Here is a 21,898-nt window from a genome sequence, read left to right as displayed (position 1 = left end):
AGCCGACGCAAAGCACCGCCGAGCCGACCGCTGACGCGCCCAGGCCGATCAGCGACGACCCCAAGCCGACCGGCCACGGCTCCGAGCCGCACGGACGCCCTGCGTCCTCCCCCGAGCCCGACGCCCCGGAGAACACCGCCGCCATCGCCGCCGCCGAAGCCGCCCGCCCGGCGACGGGCGAAACCGTGCGCATCGACAGCTGGATCTGGTCGGTGCGCCTGGTCAAGACCCGTTCCGTCGGCGCCGCCGCCTGCAAGGGAGGCCATGTCCGGGTCAACGGAGAGCGCGTCAAGCCCGCGCACTCCGTCCGGATCGGCGACGAGGTGCGCCTGCGCCACGAGGGCCGGGAACGGGTCGTGGTCGTCAAACGCCTGATCCGCAAGCGCGTCGGCGCCCCGGTCGCCGTCCAGTGCTACATCGACAACAGCCCGCCGCCCCCGCCCCGCGAGGCCGTCGCCCCCGCCGGTCTGCGCGACCGCGGCACCGGCCGCCCCACCAAGCGCGACCGCCGCGAGCTGGAGCGTCTCCGCGCCCTGCGCGAGCAGGGCACCAACTTCGGCGACCCCGATCGCCGTCAGGGCCGGTGACCGGACGCGAGCCACTCAGGCTCGGAGGAGGAGTGGGCCCAGCTCACGCCCCTCGGCGCACCCCAAAACCTCCGGAAACCTCCTGCCCCCCCTGCCCCCTGACCCCCATCACCCCCGCAGCACCCGCCCGAGCACCCGCCCCAACTCCACATTCCGCCCCCGCCACGCCCAGGCGATCAGGCCCAGCGGCACAAGGAGGATGAGAGGTGTCGCCGCGTCCTCCCCGTGGAACTCGGTGAGCTGGACGACGAACGCACCCACCATCAGCGCGCCCAGCCCCATGGCCGCCGCGGACTGGAGCAGCGGGATCACCAGTCCTATCGCCCCGGCCAGCTCCAGCGCCCCGACGGTGTACATCCCCGCGCTGCCCCAGCCCATCGCGTCGAAGGAATCCACGGCCGACGGGTGGGCGATCAGCTTGGGCAGGGCGCTGGCGAGCGCGTAGAACAGCGCGAGCAGTATCTGGAGCGCCCGCAGCGCGATTCGGGCCCGCCGGCCCTTGGCCGGGGACGATGTGACGGCGGCCGCCGCAGCGGCGCCGCTCATGGGGGAGGCCGTGGAACCGGTGAAAGAAGAGGAAGTCGTGGCAGCCGGGGACTTGGGCATCGGATCTCCTATGTGAAACGGTCCGTTCGTCTTGAAGCGGTCCGTTCGTCCGTGAAGCGGATCGTTCGTCCGTCACAGAGGTAGACCCCCGACGCGCCTGCGACTCATCGGTGCCGGGCGCCTTCGGCACCGAGGCGTTCACGGCTGATCGCACGCCCCACTCGGTTTCCCCGACTCAAGGTCGGCATTCCGCTTCGGCCGGGCCCACTACCCCTCCACCGGCACCGCCCGCACCCATATCCGATCCTCGGTCAGATACTCGTCCACGCGCAGCCCGCTCTCCGCCAAGGTCTCCTCGAACTCCTCCCGCGTCATCGGGCGGACCACGAACGTCTGGGTCCAGACGGCGTCCGGGAACTCGTACTCCGCCCGGACCGAGTTCGTGCCGTCGCCAAGCGGCTCGGACGAAGCGATCCGGAGGGTGAAGCCATGGGGGTCGACGCGCTCGCGGGGCACCTCGGTGTGGTAGCTCTCCCCCTCGCGCTGGATCAGCACGCTGCCGCCCGGCGCGAGGTGCCGCACGCAGGTCCGCAGCATGCCCCGGCGCACCTCGGGGTCTCCGGTGTGGACCAGGAACGAGGCGAGCAGCACCACGTCGAAGGTCTCGTCCAGGGCGAGGCTCTCGATCGGGCCGCATATGGTCCGGGCCCCCTGGACGCGTTCGAGCATGTCCGGGGACTCGTCCACCGCCGTGACCGTGAAACCGCGCTCCAGCAAGGGGTGGGTCATCCGGCCCACGCCGCTGCCCAGTTCCAGGATCCGCGCGCCCGCCGGGACGGCCGCGGTGATGATGTCGGGCTCGTTGCCCACCGGCAGCCGCGAGTACAACTCCACCGCGCAGCCGTCCGGCGTGATGGCACCGGGTCCCGTGCCTTCGTATCCCTCTCGCATTTCCAGCCTCATGCCCCTCCAACGGCCCGCCCTCGCACCCCCGTTCCCACCCCGCCCACCTTCACTCGTACGAATGAACCAACCTCGCACAAGCAACCTTCACGGGCCGCCCGAGCACCCCGTCAGCGCGAAGCGTCCCACTGAGGCCCCGCCCCCGCCCCCGCCCCCGCCCCCACGGAAGCGAACGCGGCGAGGTCCTACAGCGCCTCGGAAAGATCGCCGGTTTCCGGCAGCATGTGCGCACGCCGCCGTCGAAGAGTACGTTTCCAACAGGAGCAGTGATCCCGATGCCGATGCGTACGGGCAACGAACCGCGGACGGCGCGCAGTGCGCTGCGGGCCCGCTTCTGGCTGAGCGTGTGGGGGATGTTCTGGGCGATCTTCGGGACGGCCGTCTTCATTCTGACCGGTCACCCAGGCTGGGCCGCCGCGTGCGGTGTCCTGTGGCTGGTGGTCACCATCGACATGACCATGATCCTCCGCCATATCCGCCAGGGCCCGCACTACCAGCCCGGCCCCGACGTCCCACCGTACGAGCCCCCGAGACACCACCGTACGTAACCGATCGACCACGCTCGCCCGCCAAGACTCACCAGAAACGGAGCGCGACTCGCGGAGACAGCGGGCCGCTCACAGGTCGAACCGCGCCGCCTTCACGTACTCCGGGTTCGGATCCAGCGCGGCGGCCAGCCGGAAATGGCGTCGGGCCTGGTCGGGCCGCCCCTGGCGTTCATAGGTGCGGGCCAGGGCGAAGTGGGCGAACGCGTTGTCCGGCTCGCGTTCCAGGACGACGTTGAACTCCAGTTCGGCGGGCCGCAGTTGCGCGGCGGCGAAGAAGGCCCGCGCACGCAGCAGTCGCGCGGCGGTGTTCTCGGGGTGCGCGGCGATGACACGATCCAGCAGCTTCACCGCACCCCGCGGATCCCGCGCGGCGAGCAACTGCTCGGCGGCGCGGAAGTCGATGACATGCGTCTCCGGCGTACGTCCGGTCGATCCGCTGGTCTCGGGCACGGCAGAGTCCTTCCCTCGATAGAGGATTTCAACGCCCGCAAGGGACGCCGCTATTCCTCCGGGGGCCACGGGACGAGCCGAAATCAACGGGGTCGGAAAAGACCTACGACACCGACCTACGACACCGATCGAGGACCACCGGCCGACAACCACCGGCCGACGATCAAGATCTACGGAACCGGCCGCGCCCGGCGCTCCAGCTCGGCCCACACCTCCCGCACCCGGCCGCGCAGCTCATCCAGCGGCACATCGTTGTCGATCACGATGTCCGCGATCTCCAGCCGCTTCTCGCGGGTCGCCTGCGCCGCCATCCGCGCGCGTGCGTCGTCCTCCGTCATGCCCCGCAGCCGTACCAGCCGGTCCAGCTGGGTGGCGGGGGCCACGTCGACGACGATCACGACGTCGTACAGCGGGGCCAGCGCGTTCTCCGCGAGGAGGGGTACGTCGTGGACGACGACGGCGTCCTCGGCGGCGGCCGTCTCCAGCTCTCTCGACCGCGCGCCCACCAGCGGGTGCACGATGGAGTTCAGCAGGGCCAGTTTCCCGGCGTCGGCGAAGACGATGGATCCCAGCTTCGGCCGGTCCAGGCTCCCGTCCCCGGCGAGCACTTCCGGCCCGAACGCCTCGGCCACGGCCGCGAGTCCGGGCGTACCCGGCGCCACGACCTCACGCGCGATACGGTCCGCGTCGATCAGCACCGCCCCGCACTCCACGAGCAGCCGCGACACCTCGCTCTTTCCGGCGCCGATCCCGCCGGTCAGGCCAACGGACAGCATGGCCGCGCCTCCACCTCGCCACCCCCGCCGAGACGGGGAACACCCACCGAAAACCGACACCTGTGCCGCCACACTCCGGCACCCATCCCGCCACCGGCGCTACGGGCCAGCGCCACCGGCCGACAGCCGACAGCCGACAGCCGACAGCCGACAGCCGACAGCCGACAGCCGACGCTACCGGATCAGCCGTCCCCCTCCCGCTCCGCCAGGAACCGCTCGAACTCCCGCCCGATCTCGTCCGCCGACGGGATCTCCACCGGCTCGGCGAGCATGTTGCCGCGCGTCTCGGCGCCCGCGACGGCGTCGTACTGGTGCTCAAGGCCCTGCACCAGCGCCGTCAGCTCCTCGTCGCCCTCCTGGATCTGCCGGTCGATCTCGGTCTGCGTACGGTGGGCGTCCGTGCGCAGCGCGTGCGCGATGCCGGGCAGGACCAGGCCGGTCGCGGCGGTGATGGCCTCCAGCACGGTCAGGGCCGCGTCCGGGTACGGGGAGCGCGCGATGTAGTGCGGTACGTGCGCTGCGACGCCGAGGACGTCGTGACCGGACTCCATCAGGCGGTACTCCAGCAGCGACTCCGCGTTGCCGGGGACCTGGGCCTCCTCGAAGGGGCTCTGATGGCCGGGGACCAGGTCGGCGCGGTTGCCGTGCGGGGTCAGGCCCACGGGGCGCGTGTGCGGGACGCCCATGGGGATGCCGTGGAAGTTCACCGCCAGGCGGACGCCGAGGCGCTCCACGACCTGCCGGACGGCCGCGGCGAAGCGCTCCCACTCGACGTCGGGCTCGGGGCCGGACAGCAGCAGGAAGGGCGCCCCGGTGGCGTCCTGGACGATCCGGACCTCGATGCTGGGCTCCTCGTAGCCCGTCCACCGGTCACGGCGGAATGTCAGCAGCGGGCGGCGGGCGCGGTAGTCCACCAGACGATCGTGGTCGAAGCGGGCGACGACCTGGTGGGGCAGCGAGTCGAGGAGCCGGTCGACGATCTGGTCGCCGGTCTCGCCCGCGTCGATGTATCCGTCGAAGTGATAGAGCATGACAAGGCCGGCGGACTCCTGGGCGAGCGCCATGTCGACGACGGCCAGGCCCTTCGGCTCCCACGTGTACAAACCCTGCGGATCAAGCACTGTGACCGCTCCTCCTCGTGTTCCCCCTCCACAACGTGATGCACGGCACGGGCATTCCCGCCTTGACCCCCTTCCCACCCCACTCCCACCCCTCGCCCACGTCATTCCCACCCGGCTCCCACCCGGCCCCTCTTGACGCCCCGTCACCACGCCCCTACTTTCCCGAACACCCGCAAGTTCACATTCCCACCCGCAATCCAGGTACATGAACAGCGTCCACCCATACGGGGCTCATCGCGCACCCACGCAGCCCCCGCAGCGCTCACCCGCCCCGAGAGCCACCTGAACGCCCCCACCGACAGGAAGGCCCGCCATGCGCACTCGCACGCTGCTCACCTCCCTGCTCACCCTCACCACCGCCACCGGCGGCCTGCTCACCACGGCCGCCCCCGCCCCGGCCACCACCACTGCCACGAACACCACCGCGGCGATCATCGAGGTCTCCACCGCCGCCCAGCTCAAGTCCGCCCTGATCACGGTCCTTCCGGGCGACACGATCCAGTTGGCCGACGGCACCTACACCGGCAACTTCAAGGCCACGACACCGGCCACCCCGGGCGCCCGCATCACCCTCACCGGCTCCGCGGGGGCCGTCCTGACGGCGGGCGGCGGCAACGGCCTGCACCTCAACGGCGCGTCCTACTGGACGGTCAGCGGGCTGACCCTGACCGGCGGCCAGAAGGGCATCATGATCGACGCCGCCACGGGTGTCGTCGTGGACGGCGTGACGGTCCACGGCCTCGACATGGAGGGCGTCCACTTCCGCAAGTCCAGCACCGACGGCCTGATCAAGAACTCATGGATCTACGACACCGGGAACGACGGCCGGGGCATGGGCGAGGGCGTGTACGTCGGCACCGCCAACACGCTCACCGACAACAGCGACCGCGTGCAGATCCGGAACAACGTCATCGGCCCCGATGTCGGCGGCGAGGCCATCGACATCAAGGAGGGCACCACGGGCGCCCAGATCGTCGGCAACACGTTCGACGGCCGTGGCCTGACCGGCGCCAACTACGACGACTCCTGGGTCGATGTGAAGGGAAACAACGTCCTGGTCGAGAACAACACCGGCGTCAACACCACGAACGACGGCTTCCAGACCCACACCCAGCAGCCGGGCTGGGGCTGCGGCACGATCTTCAGAGGCAACAGGTCGACACTCACCGGCGCCACCGGCCCGACGCAATGGGCCATCAACGTCACCAACTCCGGCCCCACGTGCAACACGACGGTCCACAGCACCAACACGGTGACCGGCGGCAACGCCCTGACCAACATCCCCGTAACGCCGTAGAGAGGTGCGCGGGGAACTGCGCGAACACCCCCACCCACCGGCCACCCGAAACACCACCGGAGAACGCAGAGGGACCGCACCTCGAAAGGTGCGGCCCCTCTATCGGCTAAGCCTCAGCGGCAGCGCTCAGCTCTGACCACCGGCCAGCTTCTCGCGCAGCGCGGCCAGCGCCTCGTCCGAGGCCAGCGCGCCGGAGTTGTCCGGGCCCTCGGAGGAGTACGAACCGCCGCCACCGCCGGACGCGGCCGGAGCCGCACCCGCCGCGTCGCCGCCCTCGGCGGCAGCAGCCGCGTCGGCCTCGCGGGACTTGATGACCTGCTGCTGGTGCTGCTCGAAGCGGCTCTGCGCCTCGGCGTACTGGTTCTCCCACACCTCACGCTGGGACTCGTAACCCTCGAGCCAGTCATTGGTCTCGGGGTCGAAGCCCTCGGGGTAGATGTAGTTGCCCTGGTCGTCGTACGACGCGGCCATGCCGTACAGGGTCGGGTCGAACTCGACCGAGGCCGGGTCGGAACCGAAGGACTCGTTGGCCTGCTTCAGGGACAGCGAGATCCGGCGACGCTCCAGGTCGATGTCGATGACCTTGACGAAGATCTCGTCGTTGACCTGGACGACCTGCTCCGGGATCTCCACGTGGCGCTCGGCCAGCTCGGAGATGTGGACCAGACCCTCGATGCCCTCGTCCACGCGGACGAACGCACCGAACGGAACCAGCTTCGTGACCTTGCCGGGCACGACCTGGCCGATCTGGTGGGTGCGGGCGAACTGCTGCCACGGGTCTTCCTGGGTCGCCTTCAGCGACAGGGAGACCCGCTCGCGGTCCATGTCGACGTCGAGGACCTCGACGGTGACCTCCTGGCCGACCTCGACCACCTCGGAGGGGTGGTCGATGTGCTTCCAGGAGAGCTCGGAGACGTGGACCAGACCATCGACGCCACCCAGGTCCACGAAGGCACCGAAGTTGACGATCGAGGACACCACACCGGACCGTACCTGGCCCTTCTGGAGGGTGGTGAGGAAGGTCTGGCGCACCTCGGACTGGGTCTGCTCCAGCCAGGCGCGGCGGGACAGGACCACGTTGTTGCGGTTCTTGTCCAGCTCGATGATCTTCGCCTCGAGCTCCTTGCCGACGTACGGCTGGAGGTCGCGGACGCGGCGCATCTCGACGAGGGAGGCCGGCAGGAAGCCACGGAGGCCGATGTCGAGGATGAGACCACCCTTGACGACCTCGATGACGGTACCGGTGACGATGCCGTCCTCTTCCTTGATCTTCTCGATGGTGCCCCAGGCGCGCTCGTACTGGGCGCGCTTCTTCGAGAGGATCAGGCGGCCTTCCTTGTCCTCCTTCTGAAGGACCAGGGCCTCGATCTCGTCACCCACGGCGACGACCTCATTGGGGTCGACGTCGTGCTTGATCGAAAGCTCACGGCTCGGGATGACACCTTCGGTCTTATAACCGATGTCGAGCAGGACCTCGTCCCGGTCGACCTTCACGATGACGCCGTCGACGATGTCGCCGTCGTTGAAGTACTTGATCGTCTCGTCGATCGCGGCGAGGAAAGCTTCCTCGTTACCGATGTCGTTGACCGCTACCTGCGGGGTGGTGGCGGTGGTCTCGGTGCTGCTCGTCATGTGGGAAAGGGCTCCGGTACGGACATTGAAGTCGTAGGCACTGCTACGCCGGGAGCCCGTTTCGCTCTGAAGAAGCCGGACAGCTTAGGAAGCGCCACCGAAATCACTGGTGGCGCCTCGACAACCGAGGGGACATACAACAGATGCGAGCGCAGCCTGCTACGTCTGAGGAGCGCAGGCCCGCAGCGCAACTTGTAGCATACGGGGGCAGCCGGGCAGGGTCAATGCGCGAAGGCGCACACCCGGGGCGGATCGCCGCATTCCCGGCACAAGAACCGTCCTACGAGGCCACGCGGGCCCTGCGGAACCTCTTCGGTGCCGCCCCCGCCCGGGGCCGGCACGACAGCAGAGACGGCAGAGTACGACGAGGGAGCGGATCATCCAAGAGCGCGTATCACCCGAGCCGCAGCCGGTGCCGGAAGACGCCGGGGAGCCCCGGCGGCCGGGGGCCGGGGAGTTGCCGGAACCGGAGGCCACCCGCCGCGACGCCGGGTCCGCGGAGAGTTCCCGCGCCAATCGGAGCTGGTGGGACCGTAACGCGGACGACTACCAGGTCGAGCACGGCACGTTCCTCGGGGACGACCGGTTCGTCTGGGGTCCCGAGGGTCTGGACGAGGTGGAGGCCGAGCTGCTCGGCCCGGCGCAGGAGCTGAAGGGCAAGGACATCCTGGAGATCGGCGCCGGCGCGGCCCAGTGCTCGCGCTGGCTGGCCGCCCAGGGCGCGCGTCCCGTCGCCCTGGACCTGTCCCACCGCCAGCTCCAGCACGCGCTGCGGATCGGCGTCTCCTTCCCGCTGGTGGAGGCCGACGCGGGCGCGCTGCCGTTCGCGGACGGCTCCTTCGACCTCGTGTGCTCCGCGTACGGGGCACTGCCGTTCGTCGCCGACCCGGTGCGGGTGCTCACGGAGGTGCGGCGCGTGCTGCGACCGGGCGGGCGGTTCGTGTTCTCGGTGACCCATCCCCTGCGCTGGGCCTTCCCGGACGAGCCGGGCCCCGAGGGGCTGACGGTCGCGGCCTCGTACTTCGACCGCACTCCTTATGTGGAGCAGGACGACGACGGCCGCGCGGTGTACGTCGAGCACCACCGCACCCTGGGCGACCGGGTCCGCGACATCGCGGCGTCCGGCCTGCGCCTGGTGGACCTGGCGGAGCCGGAGTGGCCGTCCTGGAACACCTCCGAGTGGGGCGGCTGGTCCCCGCTGCGCGGCCGGCTGATCCCCGGGACGGCGATCTTCGTGTGTGTGCGGGACTGAGCACGTGATCCGTCACGACGCGCTGGACGCCCTTCCCGTACGAAGTGCCCTTCCCGCGCTCGCCGAGGCGCTGGCGGGGCCCGGGGCGGCCGTCCTGGTGGCGCCGCCCGGGACCGGGAAGACGACCCTGGTGCCGCTGGTGCTCGCCGGGCTGCTCGGCGACGGAGCGCCTGCGCGCAGGGTGCTCGTGGCCGAGCCGCGCCGGATCGCCGCCCGCGCGGCGGCCCGCCGGATGGCGTGGCTGCTGGGCGAGAAGGTCGGGGCCCGCGTCGGGTACACCGTGCGCGGGGAGCGGGTGGTGGGACGGCACGCGCGCGTGGAGGTCGTCACGACCGGTGTGCTGCTCCAGCGGCTCCAGCGCGACCAGGAGCTGCCCGGCGTCGATGTCGTCGTCCTGGACGAGTGTCATGAGCGGCATCTGGACGCGGACACGGCCGCCGCGTTCCTGTGGGACGTACGGCAGGCGCTGCGGCCGGAGTTGCGGCTGGTGGCGGCGTCGGCGACGACGGACGCGCAGGGCTGGGCGCGACTGCTGGGCGGGGCGCCAGTGGTGGCGGCCGAGGGGGTTTCGCACCCGGTGGAGGTGGTGTGGGCGCCGCCCGCGCGGGCGGTCCGCCCGCCGCACGGGATACGGGTCGATCCGGTGCTGCTCGCGCAGGTGGCGTCGGTGGTGCGGCGGGCGCTGGCCGAGCGGTCCGGGGACGTGCTGTGTTTTCTGCCGGGCGTGGGCGAGATCGCGCGGGTGGCGGGGCAGCTCGGGGATCTCGACGGCGTGGAGGTGCTCCAGGTGCATGGCCGGGCTCCGGCGGCGGTGCAGGACGCCGTGCTGGCGCCCGGGGAGCGGCGGCGGGTGGTGCTGGCCACCTCGGTCGCGGAGTCGTCGCTGACGGTTCCCGGGGTGCGGGTGGTCGTGGACTCGGGGCTGGCGCGCGAACCCCGGGTGGATCATGCCCGGGGGCTGAGCGCGCTCACGACGGTACGGGCCTCGCAGGCGGCCGGGCGGCAGCGGGCGGGGCGGGCCGGGCGGGAGGCGCCGGGGGCGGTGTACCGGTGCTGGACGGAGGCCGAGGACGGGCGTCTGCCGCGCTTTCCGGCGCCGGAGATCAAAGTGGCCGATCTGACGGCGTTCGCGCTCCAGGTGGCCTGCTGGGGCGATCCTGACGCCTCCGGGCTGGCGCTGCTGGACCCACCGCCGGCGGGGGCGATGGCGGCGGCGCGGGAGGTGCTGACGGACATCGGCGCGGTGGATGCCGACGGGCGGGCGACCCGCCGGGGTGTGCGGCTGTCCCGGCTGGGTGTGCACCCCCGGCTGGGGCGGGCGTTGCTGGACGCAGTGCCGTCGGTCGGGGTGGAGCGGGCCGTCGAGGTGGTCGCGCTGCTCGGCGAGGACGCGCCCCGGGAGCACGGCGACGACCTCGCGGCGGCGGTGGGCAGTGCCCGGCGCGAGGAGGTGCGGCGGCTGCGGGGCGTCGTGGCCGACCTCGCCGACCCGCCGGACGGTGACGCCCCGAGCGGCGAGGCGCGCTTCGATGCGCATCCCGCGGGTGTCGTCGCCGCCCTCGCCTACCCGGAGCGGGTCGCCAAAGCGGACGGCGGGGCGTATCTCATGGCGTCCGGCACCCGCGCGGAACTCTCCGCCGGTTCCGCCCTGCGCGGCGCTCCCTGGATCGCGATCGCCCTGGCCGACCGTCCCGTCGGCAAGGGGCACGCGCGCGTGCGGCTCGCCGCCGAGGTGGACGAGGGGACCGCGCGGCGGGCGGCGGGGGCGCTGTACACGCGGGGCGAGGAGGTGCGCTGGGCCGACGGGGACGTCGTCGCGCGGCGGGTGGAGCGGCTGGGGGCGATCGAACTGGCGGTGCGGCCTCTCAAGGACGCCGATTCCGGTCTCGTACGCGATGCGCTGCTCGCTGGGTTGCGCGGGGAGGGGTTCGGGTTGTTGCGGTGGGGGGCGGGGGCGGTCGGGTTGCGGCAGCGGCTGGGGTTCTTGCGGCGGCATCTCGGGGAGCCCTGGCCGGATGTGTCCGATGACGGGCTGCACGCGCGCGTGGAGGAGTGGTTGGAGCCGGAGCTGGGCCGGGCGCGGCGGCGGGCGGATCTCGCGCGGATCGATGCCGGGCAGGCGCTCGGGCGGCTGCTGCCGTGGGCGTCGGGGGAGGCCGCACGGCTGGATGATCTTGCTCCGGAGCGGATCACCGTGCCGAGCGGGTCGCGGGTGCGGGTCGACTACGGGGATCCGGAGCGGCCGGTGCTCGCGGTGAAGCTCCAGGAGATGTTCGGGCTCCAGGAGTCACCGGCCGTCGCGGGGGTGCCGCTGCTGGTGCATCTGCTGTCCCCGGCCGGGCGTCCGGCGGCGGTGACGGCCGACCTCGCGTCGTTCTGGAAGGACGGCTATCTGGGCGTACGGGCGGAGCTGCGCGGGCGGTATCCGAAGCATCCGTGGCCCGAGGATCCGGCGGCGGCCGAGCCGACGCGGCACACCAACGCGCGGCTCAGGCGCTGACCGGCTCGGGTGCTGACCGGCTGGGGTGCGGCGGTCTGTTGGGGGGCGGGCCTCCGGGTAGGGCGCGAGGGCGAGCGGGATCAGTCCGGCCCTGTGGCGCATCTCGGGCTCCCCCCGGGGTGGTTGTCGGGGAGGCGGTTACGAGGGGCTGGGGGCGCCGTCATGGGTGGCTGGGACTGTCGTGAGCAGTGGCTTCGGGCGGTCGGGGGCCGATCGCGGTCAGCGCGAGGGTCAGGGCGAACGCGAGGGCGCGGCCCGTCGCGGCGGCGATCAGGGCACGCATACGGGCCTCCCGGCGTCCGGCAGAGCTGATACACCGTCAGATCCGGCACCGTAGGGACGCGGGCGTGAGGTGAGAACAGGGCGGACTTACGGCGAGACGGGCCGGGCGGACGGCGAGGGCGCCCCGTCCGTTGTGGCGGAGGGGCGCCCTCGTGTGGTGGTGCGGGTCGGTCAGGCCGACGGGGAGGCGCTCGGGGAGGCCGTAGCGCTCTCGGAGGCCGTCGGGGTCGGTTCGGGGGCAGGGTCCGTCACCGTCAGGTCCAGGGTCAGGGTGGCGCCGCCGGTGGTGGTGACGCGCAGTGTGAAGGTGCCGGCGGTGTCGCCCGCGTAGATCTCGGGCAGCTTCAGCCGGCCCTCGGCGTCCGTCGTCAGGTCGGTCAGGGTGCGGATGATGTTGCCGTCCGCGTCCTTGAAGTAGGGGCCCTCGGTGTTGGTGGCCGGGTCGTCGGCGGACGTGATGAAGGTCGCGGTGGCGGCGACCCCGTCCGCGACGGCGTCGTCGTACGTCGCCGCAAGCTCGATCTCGTCGGCGAACTCACCGCCCGTCAAGCAGGTCAGCGCGGGTGCCCCGACGAGGGCGAGGGTGTCGGCGGCGCGGGCCGTGACGGTCGCCGTGTAGTCGAGGCCCGGAATCGTACGGCCGACGAGTGTGGCGCGGACGGTGAAGTCGCCCGTCTGCTCGCCCGCCTGGAGGGCCGGTGCGACCGCCTCGCCGGAGGCGTCGGTGACCGCCACGGCGACCTGTTCGCCGCCGGTGAACGTGGCGTCGGTGTCGCCGAGGATGGTGAAGCGGACCCTGACCTTCGCGACGGCCTCGCCGGCCTCGGTCTCCGCCCGCGCGGTGGGCTTGGCGGTGAACGCGTCGCCCGCCATCGCCGTGAGGTCCGCGGTCCCCGCGTCCTCCAGGTGGTCGACCGTGTCGGTCGGGGTCGGCGGGGTGGTGGGCGGCGTGGTGGGTGGTGTCGTGGGCGGCTTCGTGGGGGGTGTGGTGGGCGGCGGGGTCGTGCCGGGCGGGGCGCTCGGCGGGGTCGACGGGCCGCCGGTCGCCGGGGGTGGCGTGGGCGTCGTGGGCGGGGCGGTGGTGGGCGGCGGCGTCGGCGAGGCGGCGGGGTCGTCGTCGTCGCTGCGGTTGACCGGGAGCGTGCCGGTGCCGTCCGGGACCTCGTGGGTGCCCTTGCGGTAGTACTCCAGCCAGGACATGACGGTGTTGACGTACTCCGTGGAGTTGTTGTAGCTGAGGATCGCGCTCCGCAGATCCGTCGACGTGGACAGGTCCCAGCCGAAGCGGCACAGGTAGTGGCCGGCGGCGAGGGCGGCGTCGTAGATGTTGTTCGGGTCCTCGACGCCGTCGCCGTTGCCGTCGCGGCCCGCCCAGGCCCAGGTCGACGGGATGAACTGCATGGGGCCGACGGCCTGGTCGTAGCTGGCGTTGCCGTCGAACTCGCCGTTGTCGGTGTCGCGGATGAGCGCGAAGCCGTTGCCGTCCAGCTCCGGGCCGAGGATGGGGGTGACGGTGGTGCCCTCGGCGTCCACATTGCCGCCGCTCGCGTGGCCGGACTCCACCTTGCCGATCGCGGCGAGGAGTTCCCAGGGCAGATTGCAGCCGGGAGCGGCGGAGGCCAGTTCGGCGGCGGCCTGCTGGTAGGCGTCGAGAACGGTCGCGGGTATGCCCGCCTCCGCGTCACCCGTGGCCACCGCGGTGCCGTCGGCCGTCGTACTCGGCGCGGGGGTCGGGGTGGTCAGCGGCGGCAGGTCCGTGTAGTAGGGCGAATTGCCGGTCGCGCTGTCGTCCGCACTCTCCTCGGACGAGACCTGCGAGTCGGCGGTGCTCTGTCTGCCCTGGTCACCGCTGGTGACCCCGGGAGCCTGGGACGCGGACAATGCCGCGACCGCCAACGCGGCCACGGCGGTGGTCGCCGCCCCCTTGCGCAGCCGACTGCCGAAATGCGCCGCCATGTACGGAAACCCTCCCATGGACGCCCCAGCGCCCGCCTGTTTCTGCGACCCCGGATGCGACCCCGACATTGCACCCGCGTCGCACGGAAATTCACCCCCGCGCGTCAACCCAGGTGACCCTACGACAACTTCCTTTGCACGGGCACCCGTTCCTGCCCGATTTTCACCACTTGGCCATATGCCGTTGTCCACCCGTGGTCACGCAGGTCTCCTGGGCGCGCGGACCAGGCTTCCACGGCCGCCGCGGATACTGAGGAGCGCAAGCGATCAACGAACCGGGGCGGCTCGGTGAGCGTCTGCCACGAAGAGCCCTTTTCCGCCGACGCCGGGAGTCCGTTGTGCCGTTCACGCTCAGCCATGCCGCGGCCGTTCTGCCCCTGATCCGCACCGATGGGACGGGACGCGGCCGACTCGTCCCGAGCATGCTGATCGCCGGCACCTTCGCGCCCGACATGACCTATTACGCGGCGAGTGTGCTGTCCGGTGCGATGGAGTACGGCGAGGTCACGCACTCCTTCTGGGGCGTGCTCACCGTCGATGTGGTGGTGGCCTGGGCGCTGGTCGGCCTGTGGCTGCTGGTGCGTGAGCCGCTCGTGGCACTGCTGCCGCCGTCCCGGCAGCACCGGGTGGCCGCCCTGCTGCACTGCGGGGCGCCCCGCGCGCGGGTACGGCCGTCGACGGCCCTGTGGTGGTACGTGTCCGCCGCGCTGGGCTCCCTGACCCATGTGGTGTGGGACGCCTTCACCCATCTCGACCGGTGGGGCATGCGGGTGTTCCCGGTCCTGGGCGAGGAGATCGCCGGGTCACCGCTGTACTGGTACTTGCAGTACGGGGGGTCGGCGGTGGCGGCGGTGGTCATCGGGTGGTTTGTGGTGCGGGGGTTGCGGCGGGGGGTGGGGGCGGGCGTGGGAGCGGGGGGTACGGGGGCAGTGACCTCGGTGGTGGCCTCGTCCGAGGGATCGTCGTCGGGGCCGGGTGTGGTGCCGTCGGGAGTGCCGGGCGGCGGGCCGGAGGGCTTGGCCCCGGGCGGGCCGGCGGGCGTTCCTGTGCTGTCCGGGCGGGACCGGTGGCTGGCGTGCGCGGTGATCGGGGGGATCACGGTGCTGGCGGCGGTGCAGCGGGCGATGCGCTGGTGGGAACAGTGGAGTTCGGTGGCAAAGCCGTACGAGCTGATCCCGACGCTGTGCTTCGGGGGCGGGGCCGGGCTGCTGGTGGGGGTCGTGTGGTACGCGGTGACGGTCCGGGTGTGGCGGCCGGCGCCACTGGGCGGGGAGCGGGGTGGTGCCGGTGAGCGGCAGGTGGGGGTGGGGCGGTAGGTGGGGGTGGGGGTGCGGTGGCAAGTGAGGGTGGGGCGGCGACCGAGGTTACGGCGATAGCTGGGCCGTGGCGGCCTACTGGGGGTGGCTGTAGCTGGGGGCCGGGTCGTGGAGTGGGACGGCGGGCGAGCCGTCAGGGCCCGGGGAGCCTCGCGGTGCGTGGATCGGCGTCGCCGCCGCGCCCTTGAGGCGTCACCGTATGCCGTACGGCGGCTCGCGCCATGAGACTGGTGTGCCGCCCGGTGTTCGTCCGAGCGTCGCGGCCCGAAGCGTCCGCTGACCTCGTCAGAGGGCGCCGTCCGGCCCGGGATCCTCCGCGTACGGCAGGCCCCGCCCCGCGCGGGTCGAGCCCGGCCGGGACGCCATGAGGGCGGGGGCGGTGAACACCGTCAGGGTGCGCGGTCTGCGGGTGCGGGGCAGCAGGGTGAGGAGCAGGGCCACGTAGCCGCGGGTCAGGTCGGTCCACAGGCGCCGGCCGGGCGGGTCGCCGGGGCGGGCCGGGACCGGCTCCTTCGCGGGGGTTAACCGGCGCCGGAGTGCCTTCGCCGTGTGGCGCAGGGCCTCGGCCGGGCCCAGGGCGAGGCGGGCGGTGCTTGCGTCGGCCGCGAAGACCGGCACCGGCGGGAGCGGCATGGCGGGCGCCGGCCGGCGGTGGAGCATGCGTATACCCATGGCGGCATCCTTACGGGCCGAAGGCCCGGGGGGCGTCTTCGCGGGGGCCAAGGGAGTGACGGGGGTGAGGGGGGCGGGTGGGCGACCGTGCGAGTTCGGGGGCGGGGTGGCCGTATGGGCTCGGGGCGGCCTAGGCGGGCGAGGTGGGCGGCGGGTTCCGGAGGTGATCTGCGGGGCCGGGCCATGCATGCGGGCTCGTGGACAGGCTCGGGGGGCGGGGTGGCCGTACGAGCCAGGTACGGGCTGGTGGACGGGGTAGGCGGGCGGGCTCGTGGATGCGCTGGAGGGCGAGTCAGCCTTACCGGCTCGTGGACGAGCTGGGGGGTGGGCCCGCCGTACCGGCCCGGGGACGAACTGAGGGGCGGGGCCAGCTGTACCGGCCCGTAGGCGAACTGAGGGGGGTAAGCCTGCGGGTCAGAGACGGCCAGGAGTGCGGGGCGGGCGGCCGGTCCCCGCGCGCCGACCGGTCCCCGCGCGTCGGTCGGACCCCGCCGGGCGGGGAGAGCCGAGCGGCGGCGCCGAGGTGGCCCTCGGGGCTTCCCGCCGCCCCTCCGTCCCGCCCGTCCCCGGGGCGGCCGTCAGTGCGCCGCCGACTCCCAGTCCGGCCCGACTCCCACCGACACGTCCAGTGGGGCTCTGAGGTGGACGGCGTTGGCCATCTCGTGGCGGATGATCTCCTCCGTCGCCGTGCGTTCGCCCGGGGCGATCTCCAGGACGATTTCGTCGTGGACCTGGAGCAGCATGCGGGAGGTGAGGCCGGCCTCGCGCAGGGCCCGGTCCACCTTCAGCATGGCGATCTTGACGATGTCCGCCGCCGTGCCCTGGATGGGCGCGTTGAGGGCCATGCGCTCGGCGGCCTCGCGGCGCTGCCGGTTGTCGCTGTTGAGGTCGGGCAGGTAGCGGCGGCGTCCGAAGAGGGTCGCCGTGTAGCCCGTCGCCCGTGCCTCGTCGACCGCGCGGCGCAGATAGTCCCGTACGCCGCCGAACCGCTCGAAGTAGGCGTCCATCAGCGCGCGGGCCTCCCCGGCGTCGATGTTCAGCTGCTGGGAGAGGCCGAACGCGGACAGGCCGTACGCCAGGCCGTACGACATCGCCTTGATCTTGCGGCGCATCTCGGCGTCCACCGCGGCCGGCTCGACGCCGAAGACCTGGGCGGCGGCCGTGGTGTGCAGGTCCTCGCCGGAGGTGAACGCCTGGATGAGGCCCTCGTCCTCGGAGAGGTGGGCCATCACCCGCAGCTCGATCTGGCTGTAGTCGGCCGTCATCAGCGACTCGAAGCCGTCGCCGACGACGAAGCCCCGGCGAATCGCGCGGCCCTCGTCGGTGCGGACCGGGATGTTCTGGAGATTCGGGTCGACCGACGAGAGGCGGCCGGTCGCGGCGACCGTCTGGTTGAACGTGGTGTGGATCCGGCCGTCGGCCGCGACGGTCTTGATCAGGCCCTCGACGGTGACCCGCAGCTTCGCCTGCTCGCGGTGGCGGAGCATGATGACCGGCAGTTCGTTCTCCGTCTGGGTCGCGAGCCAGGCCAGGGCGTCGGCGTCGGTGGTGTAGCCCGTCTTGGTCTTCTTCGTCCTCGGCAGGGCCAGCTCGCCGAAGAGGACCTCCTGGAGCTGCTTGGGCGAGCCCAGGTTGAACTCGTGCCCCGCCGCCGCGTGCGCCTCCTTCACCGCCTGCTGGACCGCTCCGGCGAACATCTGCTCCATGGCCTCCAGGTGGGCGCGGTCGGCCGCGATGCCGTGCCGCTCCATCCGGGCCAGCAGCACGGACGTGGGCAGCTCCACGTCCCGCAGCAGATCGGCGGCGCCGACCTCCGCCAGGCGGCTCCCGAACGCCTCGCCCAGGTCGAGGACCGCACGGGCCTGCACCATGAGCGACTCGGCCTCGGCGCCCTCGTCCGCGCCGAAGGCGAGCTGGCCGTCGGCCGCGGCGGCGGGGGCCAGCTCGCGGTGCAGATACTCCAGGGACAGCGCGTCCAGGTCGAAGGAGCGACGGCCCGGCTTGACCAGGTAGGCGGCGAGCGCCGTGTCCATGCCGACTCCGGCGATGCTCCAGCGGTGCTCGGCGAAGACCCGCATGGCGCCCTTGGCGTTGTGGAACACCTTGGGCCGCTCCGCGTCCGCCAGCCAGGACACCCACGCCCGCTCGTCGGCCTCGTCCAGCTGGGCCGGGTCGAACCAGGCGGCCGGGCCCGCCGCCGAGGCCAGCGCGACCTCGGCGACCGAGCCCGCGCCCAGCGCCCACGTGTCGACCGTGGCGACGCCCAGGAGCCCGGTGCCGTGCTCGGTGAGCCAGCCGGCCAGCTCGCCGGTGCCCAGCACCGTGCCGTCCAGCTCCACGCCGTCCGCGATGACCGGGGTGTCCTCGGCCTCCTGCGCGCCGGGATCGACGGCGAACAACCGCTCGCGCAGCGAGGGGTTCCTGATCTCCAGGGTGTCCAGCACCATGGCGACGGCCTTGCGGTCGTACGGCACGCGCGCGAGGTCGGTCACGGAGCGGTCCAGGCCGACCTCGCGCTCCAGCTCGGTGAGCCGGCGGTTCAGCTTCACGGACTCCAGGTGGTCGCGCAGATTCTGCCCGGCCTTGCCCTTGACCTCGTCGACCCGGTCGACCAGCTCGGTGAACGAGCCGAACTGGTTGATCCACTTCGCGGCCGTCTTCTCCCCGACGCCCGGGATGCCCGGCAGATTGTCGGACGGATCGCCGCGCAGGGCCGCGAAATCGGGGTACTGGGCGGGCGTCAAGCCGTACTTCTCGGAAACCTTCTCCGGGGTGAAGCGGGTCAGCTCGGAGACGCCCTTGGTCGGATACAGCACCGTCGTGTGCTCGCTGACCAGCTGGAACGAGTCACGGTCGCCGGTGACGATCAGCACCTCGAAGCCCTCGGCCTCGGCCTGCGTGGCGAGCGTGGCGATGACATCGTCGGCCTCGAAGCCGTCGACGGCGAACCGGGGCGCCTGCATCGCGTCGAGCAGCTCGCCGATCAGCTCCACCTGGCCCTTGAACTCGTCCGGGGTCTTGGAGCGGTTCGCCTTGTAGTCGGTGAACTCCTGCGAGCGCCAGGTCTTGCGGGACACGTCGAAGGCCACCGCGAAATGCGTGGGCTCCTCGTCGCGCAGCGTGTTCGCCAGCATCGACGCGAAGCCGTAGATCGCGTTCGTCGGCTGGCCCGTGGCGGTCGTGAAATTCTCCGCGGGCAGCGCGAAGAACGCGCGGTAGGCCAGCGAGTGCCCGTCCATGAGCATCAGCCGGGGACGGCCGCCGCCGGGGGTGGACTCGGTCTTCTTCGATGCTTTTTCTGCCACGCCCCGATCCTGCCACGCCCCACTGACAGTCGACCCCCACCCACGGTCCCGGCCCACCGGCCCACCCACGGTCCCGGCCCACCCACGGTCCCGGACCAGCGGCCGTCCCAGCCCACCGGTCGTCCCGGACCACCGGCCGTCCCAGCCCACCGATCGCCCCGGACCACCGACGTCCCGCCCCGGCGCACGGCCCGCTCGATGCCCGCCGCCCGGCCACCCCTCATCACGAGCCACGAGCCACGAGCCGCAGGCCGCAGGCCGCAAGCCGCACTGACCACCCCGGCCACCCCCCATCACTGTCAGTGGCACATGCGAGGATCGACGACGTACCTCACCTACGCATCACGAACGCAGTCGTAAGGAGGCCCCGCGATGGCGACGAAGCCACCGAAGGCCGACCCCGTCCAGGACGCGCCGCAGGTCGCCGGGCCGCAGCATGCGGCGGCCGGGCTACCCGCCATCGCGCACACCCTGCGCATGGCCCAGCAGCAGATGGGCGTGCGGCGCACCGCGCTGACCCTGCTGCGCGTCAACCAGAAGGACGGCTTCGACTGCCCCGGCTGCGCCTGGCCCGAACCCGACCACCGGCACGCGGCGGAGTTCTGTGAGAACGGCGCGAAGGCGGTCGCCGAGGAAGCCACCCTGCGCCGGGTCACCCCGGAGTTCTTCGCCGCGCACCCGGTCACCGACCTCGCCCACCGCAGCGGCTACTGGCTGGGACAGCAGGGCCGCCTCACCCACCCCATGTATCTCCCCGAGGGCGGCACCCACTACGAGCCCGTCTCCTGGGACCGCGCCTTCGACATCGTCGCCGGGGAACTGGCCGCGCTCGCCTCCCCCGACGAGGCCCTCTTCTACACGTCGGGCCGCACCAGCAACGAGGCCGCGTTCCTCTACCAGCTCTTCGCCCGCGAGTTCGGCACCAACAACCTCCCCGACTGCTCCAACATGTGCCACGAGTCCTCCGGCTCGGCCCTCACCGAGACCCTCGGCGTCGGCAAGGGCAGCGTCCTGCTGGAGGACCTCCACCAGGCGGACCTGATCATCGTCGCCGGGCAGAACCCCGGCACCAACCACCCCCGGATGCTCTCCGCGCTGGAGAAGGCGAAGGCCGGCGGCGCACGGATCATCAGTGTCAACCCGCTGCCCGAGGCCGGCCTGGAGCGCTTCAAGAACCCGCAGACCCCCAAGGGCCTCACCACCGGCGCCGCGCTCACCGATCTGTTCCTCCAGATCCGCATCGGCGGCGACCAGGCCCTGTTCCGGCTGCTCAACCGGCTCATCCTGGAGACCGAGGGCGCGGTCGACGAGGAGTTCGTCCGCGAGCACACCCATGGCTACGAGGAGTTCGCGCGCACCGCCCGCGCGGCCGGCTGGGACGAGACACTCACCGCGACCGGCCTGTCCCGCGCGGACATCGAGAAGACCCTGGACATGGTCCTCGCCTCCCGGCGCACCATCGTGTGCTGGGCCATGGGCCTGACCCAGCACAAGCACGCGGTGCCCACCATCCGCGAGGTCGTCAACTTCCTGCTGCTGCGCGGCAACGTCGGCCGCCCCGGCGCGGGCGTGTGCCCCGTGCGCGGCCACTCCAATGTGCAGGGCGACCGCACCATGGGCATCTTCGAACGCCCCGCGCCCGCCTTCCTGGACGCCCTGGAGAAGGAGTTCGGCTTCGCTCCCCCGCGCGCGCACGGGTACGACGTCGTACGGGCCATCCGCGCGATGCGCGACGGCGCGGCCAAGGTGTTCTTCGCCATGGGCGGCAACTTCGTCTCCGCCTCCCCCGACACCGACGTCACCGAGGCCGCCATGCGGCGCGCCCGCCTGACCGTGCACGTCTCCACGAAGCTCAACCGCAGCCACGCGGTCACCGGCGCGCGGGCCCTGATCCTGCCCACGCTCGGCCGCACCGAGCGCGACCTCCAGGGCAGCGGCGAGCAGTCCGTGACCGTCGAGGACTCCATGGGCATGGTGCACGCCTCACGCGGCCGGCTGGAACCCGCGAGCACGCACCTGCTGTCCGAGCCGGCGATCGTGTGCCGCCTCGCCCGCCGCGTCCTCGGCACCGAGTCCCGTACCCCCTGGGAGGAGTTCGAGAAGGACTACGCCACGATCCGCGACCGCATCGCGCGCGTGGTGCCCGGTTTCGAGAACTTCAACGCGCGCGTGGCGCACCCCGGCGGATTCGCGCTGCCGCACGCCCCGCGCGACGAGCGCCGCTTCCCCACCACCACCGGCAAGGCGAACTTCACCGCCGCGCCCGTGGAGTACCCCGCACTGCCAAAGGGGCGGCTGCTGCTCCAGACGCTGCGCTCGCACGACCAGTACAACACCACGATCTACGGCCTGGACGACCGCTACCGGGGCATCCGGCACGGCCGCCGGGTCGTGCTGGTCAACCCCGAGGACGCCCGCCGGCTCGGCGTGGCCGACGGCGCGTACGTCGATCTGGTCGGCGAGTGGAAGGACGGCGTCGAGCGCCGCGCGCCCGGCTTCCGCGTCGTGCACTACCCGACGGCACTGGGCTGCGCGGCGGCCTACTACCCCGAGACCAACGTCCTCGTCCCGCTGGACGCCACCGCCGACACCAGCAACACCCCGGCCAGCAAGTCCGTCGTCGTACGTCTGGAACAATCGAGAACCGACTGAGCGTTTGCTCAGGCGCCCGCGGACAGGCGCGGGCGCTGGACCG

The 21,898-nt window shown here is 72.2% G+C and carries 16 protein-coding genes and 1 pseudogene; 7 read left to right on the top strand and 10 right to left on the bottom strand.

The window, feature by feature from the left end:
* The first annotated feature begins 47 nt into the window (after positions 1-47).
* Complete coding sequence (locus ACFRFC_RS27115) at positions 48-587, top strand: RNA-binding S4 domain-containing protein (protein ID WP_382688806.1); 540 nt, start codon at positions 48-50, stop codon at positions 585-587.
* A gap of 108 nt (positions 588-695) precedes the next feature.
* Here ACFRFC_RS27115 and ACFRFC_RS27110 read toward each other — a convergent pair whose 3' ends face one another.
* Together ACFRFC_RS27110 and ACFRFC_RS27105 are read right to left on the bottom strand one after the other, a co-directional pair.
* Entirely contained in the window at positions 696-1,133 is a 438-nt protein-coding gene (locus tag ACFRFC_RS27110; RefSeq protein WP_382688570.1) for a DoxX family protein, read from the bottom strand.
* A 267-nt stretch (positions 1,134-1,400) separates the two neighbouring features.
* The gene (locus ACFRFC_RS27105; RefSeq protein ID WP_382688573.1) at positions 1,401-2,084 is read right to left on the bottom strand and encodes a class I SAM-dependent methyltransferase; all 684 of its coding nucleotides are present in this window, start codon (positions 2,082-2,084) and stop codon (positions 1,401-1,403) included.
* 293 nt (positions 2,085-2,377) lie between these two features.
* On the opposite strand from ACFRFC_RS27105, the gene ACFRFC_RS27100 reads away from it, so the two are divergent.
* Positions 2,378-2,644: a DUF6343 family protein gene (locus ACFRFC_RS27100; protein WP_382688809.1), complete on the top strand. Its 267-nt coding sequence runs from the start codon at positions 2,378-2,380 to the stop codon at positions 2,642-2,644.
* Between the two features lie 69 nt (positions 2,645-2,713).
* On the opposite strand, the gene ACFRFC_RS27095 is transcribed toward ACFRFC_RS27100, so the two are convergent.
* The 3 genes from ACFRFC_RS27095 to ACFRFC_RS27085 all read right to left on the bottom strand — a co-directional run bounded on the left by ACFRFC_RS27095 (position 2,714) and on the right by ACFRFC_RS27085 (position 4,991).
* On the bottom strand, positions 2,714-3,094 hold the full coding sequence (locus tag ACFRFC_RS27095) for a tetratricopeptide repeat protein (RefSeq protein WP_382688576.1): 381 nt from the start codon (positions 3,092-3,094) through the stop codon (positions 2,714-2,716).
* Positions 3,095-3,264: 170 nt separating this feature from the next.
* Positions 3,265-3,870, bottom strand: coding sequence for a dephospho-CoA kinase (gene coaE, locus ACFRFC_RS27090; protein ID WP_382688579.1), 606 nt, complete (start codon positions 3,868-3,870; stop codon positions 3,265-3,267).
* Between the two features lie 182 nt (positions 3,871-4,052).
* On the bottom strand, positions 4,053-4,991 hold the full coding sequence (locus tag ACFRFC_RS27085) for a PAC2 family protein (protein WP_382688582.1): 939 nt from the start codon (positions 4,989-4,991) through the stop codon (positions 4,053-4,055).
* Positions 4,992-5,304: 313 nt separating this feature from the next.
* Between ACFRFC_RS27085 and ACFRFC_RS27080 the strand changes: the two genes are divergently transcribed.
* Positions 5,305-6,288: a right-handed parallel beta-helix repeat-containing protein gene (locus ACFRFC_RS27080; protein WP_382688585.1), complete on the top strand. Its 984-nt coding sequence runs from the start codon at positions 5,305-5,307 to the stop codon at positions 6,286-6,288.
* Positions 6,289-6,414: 126 nt separating this feature from the next.
* On the opposite strand, the gene rpsA is transcribed toward ACFRFC_RS27080, so the two are convergent.
* Positions 6,415-7,920 (bottom strand): 30S ribosomal protein S1, encoded by a 1,506-nt coding sequence (gene rpsA, locus ACFRFC_RS27075; protein WP_382688588.1) that lies wholly within the window; start codon positions 7,918-7,920, stop codon positions 6,415-6,417.
* Positions 7,921-8,332: 412 nt separating this feature from the next.
* Between rpsA and ACFRFC_RS27070 the strand changes: the two genes are divergently transcribed.
* Positions 8,333-9,172, top strand: coding sequence for a class I SAM-dependent methyltransferase (locus tag ACFRFC_RS27070; RefSeq protein WP_382688591.1), 840 nt, complete (start codon positions 8,333-8,335; stop codon positions 9,170-9,172).
* 4 nt (positions 9,173-9,176) lie between these two features.
* The gene (gene hrpB / locus ACFRFC_RS27065) at positions 9,177-11,672 is read left to right on the top strand and encodes an ATP-dependent helicase HrpB (protein WP_382688594.1); all 2,496 of its coding nucleotides are present in this window, start codon (positions 9,177-9,179) and stop codon (positions 11,670-11,672) included.
* 138 nt (positions 11,673-11,810) lie between these two features.
* Here hrpB and ACFRFC_RS27060 read toward each other — a convergent pair.
* Together ACFRFC_RS27060 and ACFRFC_RS27055 are read right to left on the bottom strand one after the other, a co-directional pair.
* A pseudogene (locus tag ACFRFC_RS27060) lies at positions 11,811-11,955 on the bottom strand (SPW_0924 family protein).
* A 170-nt stretch (positions 11,956-12,125) separates the two neighbouring features.
* On the bottom strand, positions 12,126-13,910 hold the full coding sequence (locus tag ACFRFC_RS27055) for a lytic transglycosylase domain-containing protein (protein ID WP_382688597.1): 1,785 nt from the start codon (positions 13,908-13,910) through the stop codon (positions 12,126-12,128).
* Between the two features lie 338 nt (positions 13,911-14,248).
* Here ACFRFC_RS27055 and ACFRFC_RS27050 point away from each other — a divergent pair, with 338 nt between their 5' ends.
* Positions 14,249-15,226, top strand: coding sequence for a DUF4184 family protein (locus ACFRFC_RS27050; protein WP_382688600.1), 978 nt, complete (start codon positions 14,249-14,251; stop codon positions 15,224-15,226).
* Positions 15,227-15,511: 285 nt separating this feature from the next.
* Here ACFRFC_RS27050 and ACFRFC_RS27045 read toward each other — a convergent pair whose 3' ends face one another.
* On the bottom strand, positions 15,512-15,898 hold the full coding sequence (locus ACFRFC_RS27045; protein WP_382688602.1) for a hypothetical protein: 387 nt from the start codon (positions 15,896-15,898) through the stop codon (positions 15,512-15,514).
* Between the two features lie 578 nt (positions 15,899-16,476).
* Complete coding sequence (gene polA, locus ACFRFC_RS27040) at positions 16,477-19,203, bottom strand: DNA polymerase I (RefSeq protein ID WP_382688604.1); 2,727 nt, start codon at positions 19,201-19,203, stop codon at positions 16,477-16,479.
* Positions 19,204-19,575: 372 nt separating this feature from the next.
* Here polA and ACFRFC_RS27035 point away from each other — a divergent pair, with 372 nt between their 5' ends.
* Entirely contained in the window at positions 19,576-21,855 is a 2,280-nt protein-coding gene (locus ACFRFC_RS27035; RefSeq protein WP_382688607.1) for an FdhF/YdeP family oxidoreductase, read from the top strand.
* The last annotated feature ends 43 nt before the right edge of the window (positions 21,856-21,898 follow it).

The organism is Streptomyces sp. NPDC056734 (assembly GCF_042790455.1).
GTDB lineage: Bacteria > Actinomycetota > Actinomycetes > Streptomycetales > Streptomycetaceae > Streptomyces.
The sequence above is the reverse complement of the archived record's forward strand: the minus strand, read 5'-3'. Positions and strand labels throughout refer to the sequence as shown.

Excerpts from the sequence above, each read along its gene's own strand:
- ACFRFC_RS27045 (WP_382688602.1), bottom strand. The coding sequence starts at position 15,898 with ATGGGTATACGCATGCTCCACCGCCGGCCGGCGCCCGCCATGCCGCTC.
- ACFRFC_RS27035 (WP_382688607.1), top strand. The coding sequence starts at position 19,576 with ATGGCGACGAAGCCACCGAAGGCCGACCCCGTCCAGGACGCGCCGCAG.
- ACFRFC_RS27105 (WP_382688573.1), bottom strand. The coding sequence starts at position 2,084 with ATGCGAGAGGGATACGAAGGCACGGGACCCGGTGCCATCACGCCGGAC.
- coaE (WP_382688579.1), bottom strand. The coding sequence starts at position 3,870 with ATGCTGTCCGTTGGCCTGACCGGCGGGATCGGCGCCGGAAAGAGCGAG.
- ACFRFC_RS27110 (WP_382688570.1), bottom strand. The coding sequence starts at position 1,133 with ATGAGCGGCGCCGCTGCGGCGGCCGCCGTCACATCGTCCCCGGCCAAG.
- ACFRFC_RS27100 (WP_382688809.1), top strand. The coding sequence starts at position 2,378 with ATGCGTACGGGCAACGAACCGCGGACGGCGCGCAGTGCGCTGCGGGCC.
- rpsA (WP_382688588.1), bottom strand. The coding sequence starts at position 7,920 with ATGACGAGCAGCACCGAGACCACCGCCACCACCCCGCAGGTAGCGGTC.
- ACFRFC_RS27055 (WP_382688597.1), bottom strand. The coding sequence starts at position 13,910 with ATGGCGGCGCATTTCGGCAGTCGGCTGCGCAAGGGGGCGGCGACCACC.
- ACFRFC_RS27080 (WP_382688585.1), top strand. The coding sequence starts at position 5,305 with ATGCGCACTCGCACGCTGCTCACCTCCCTGCTCACCCTCACCACCGCC.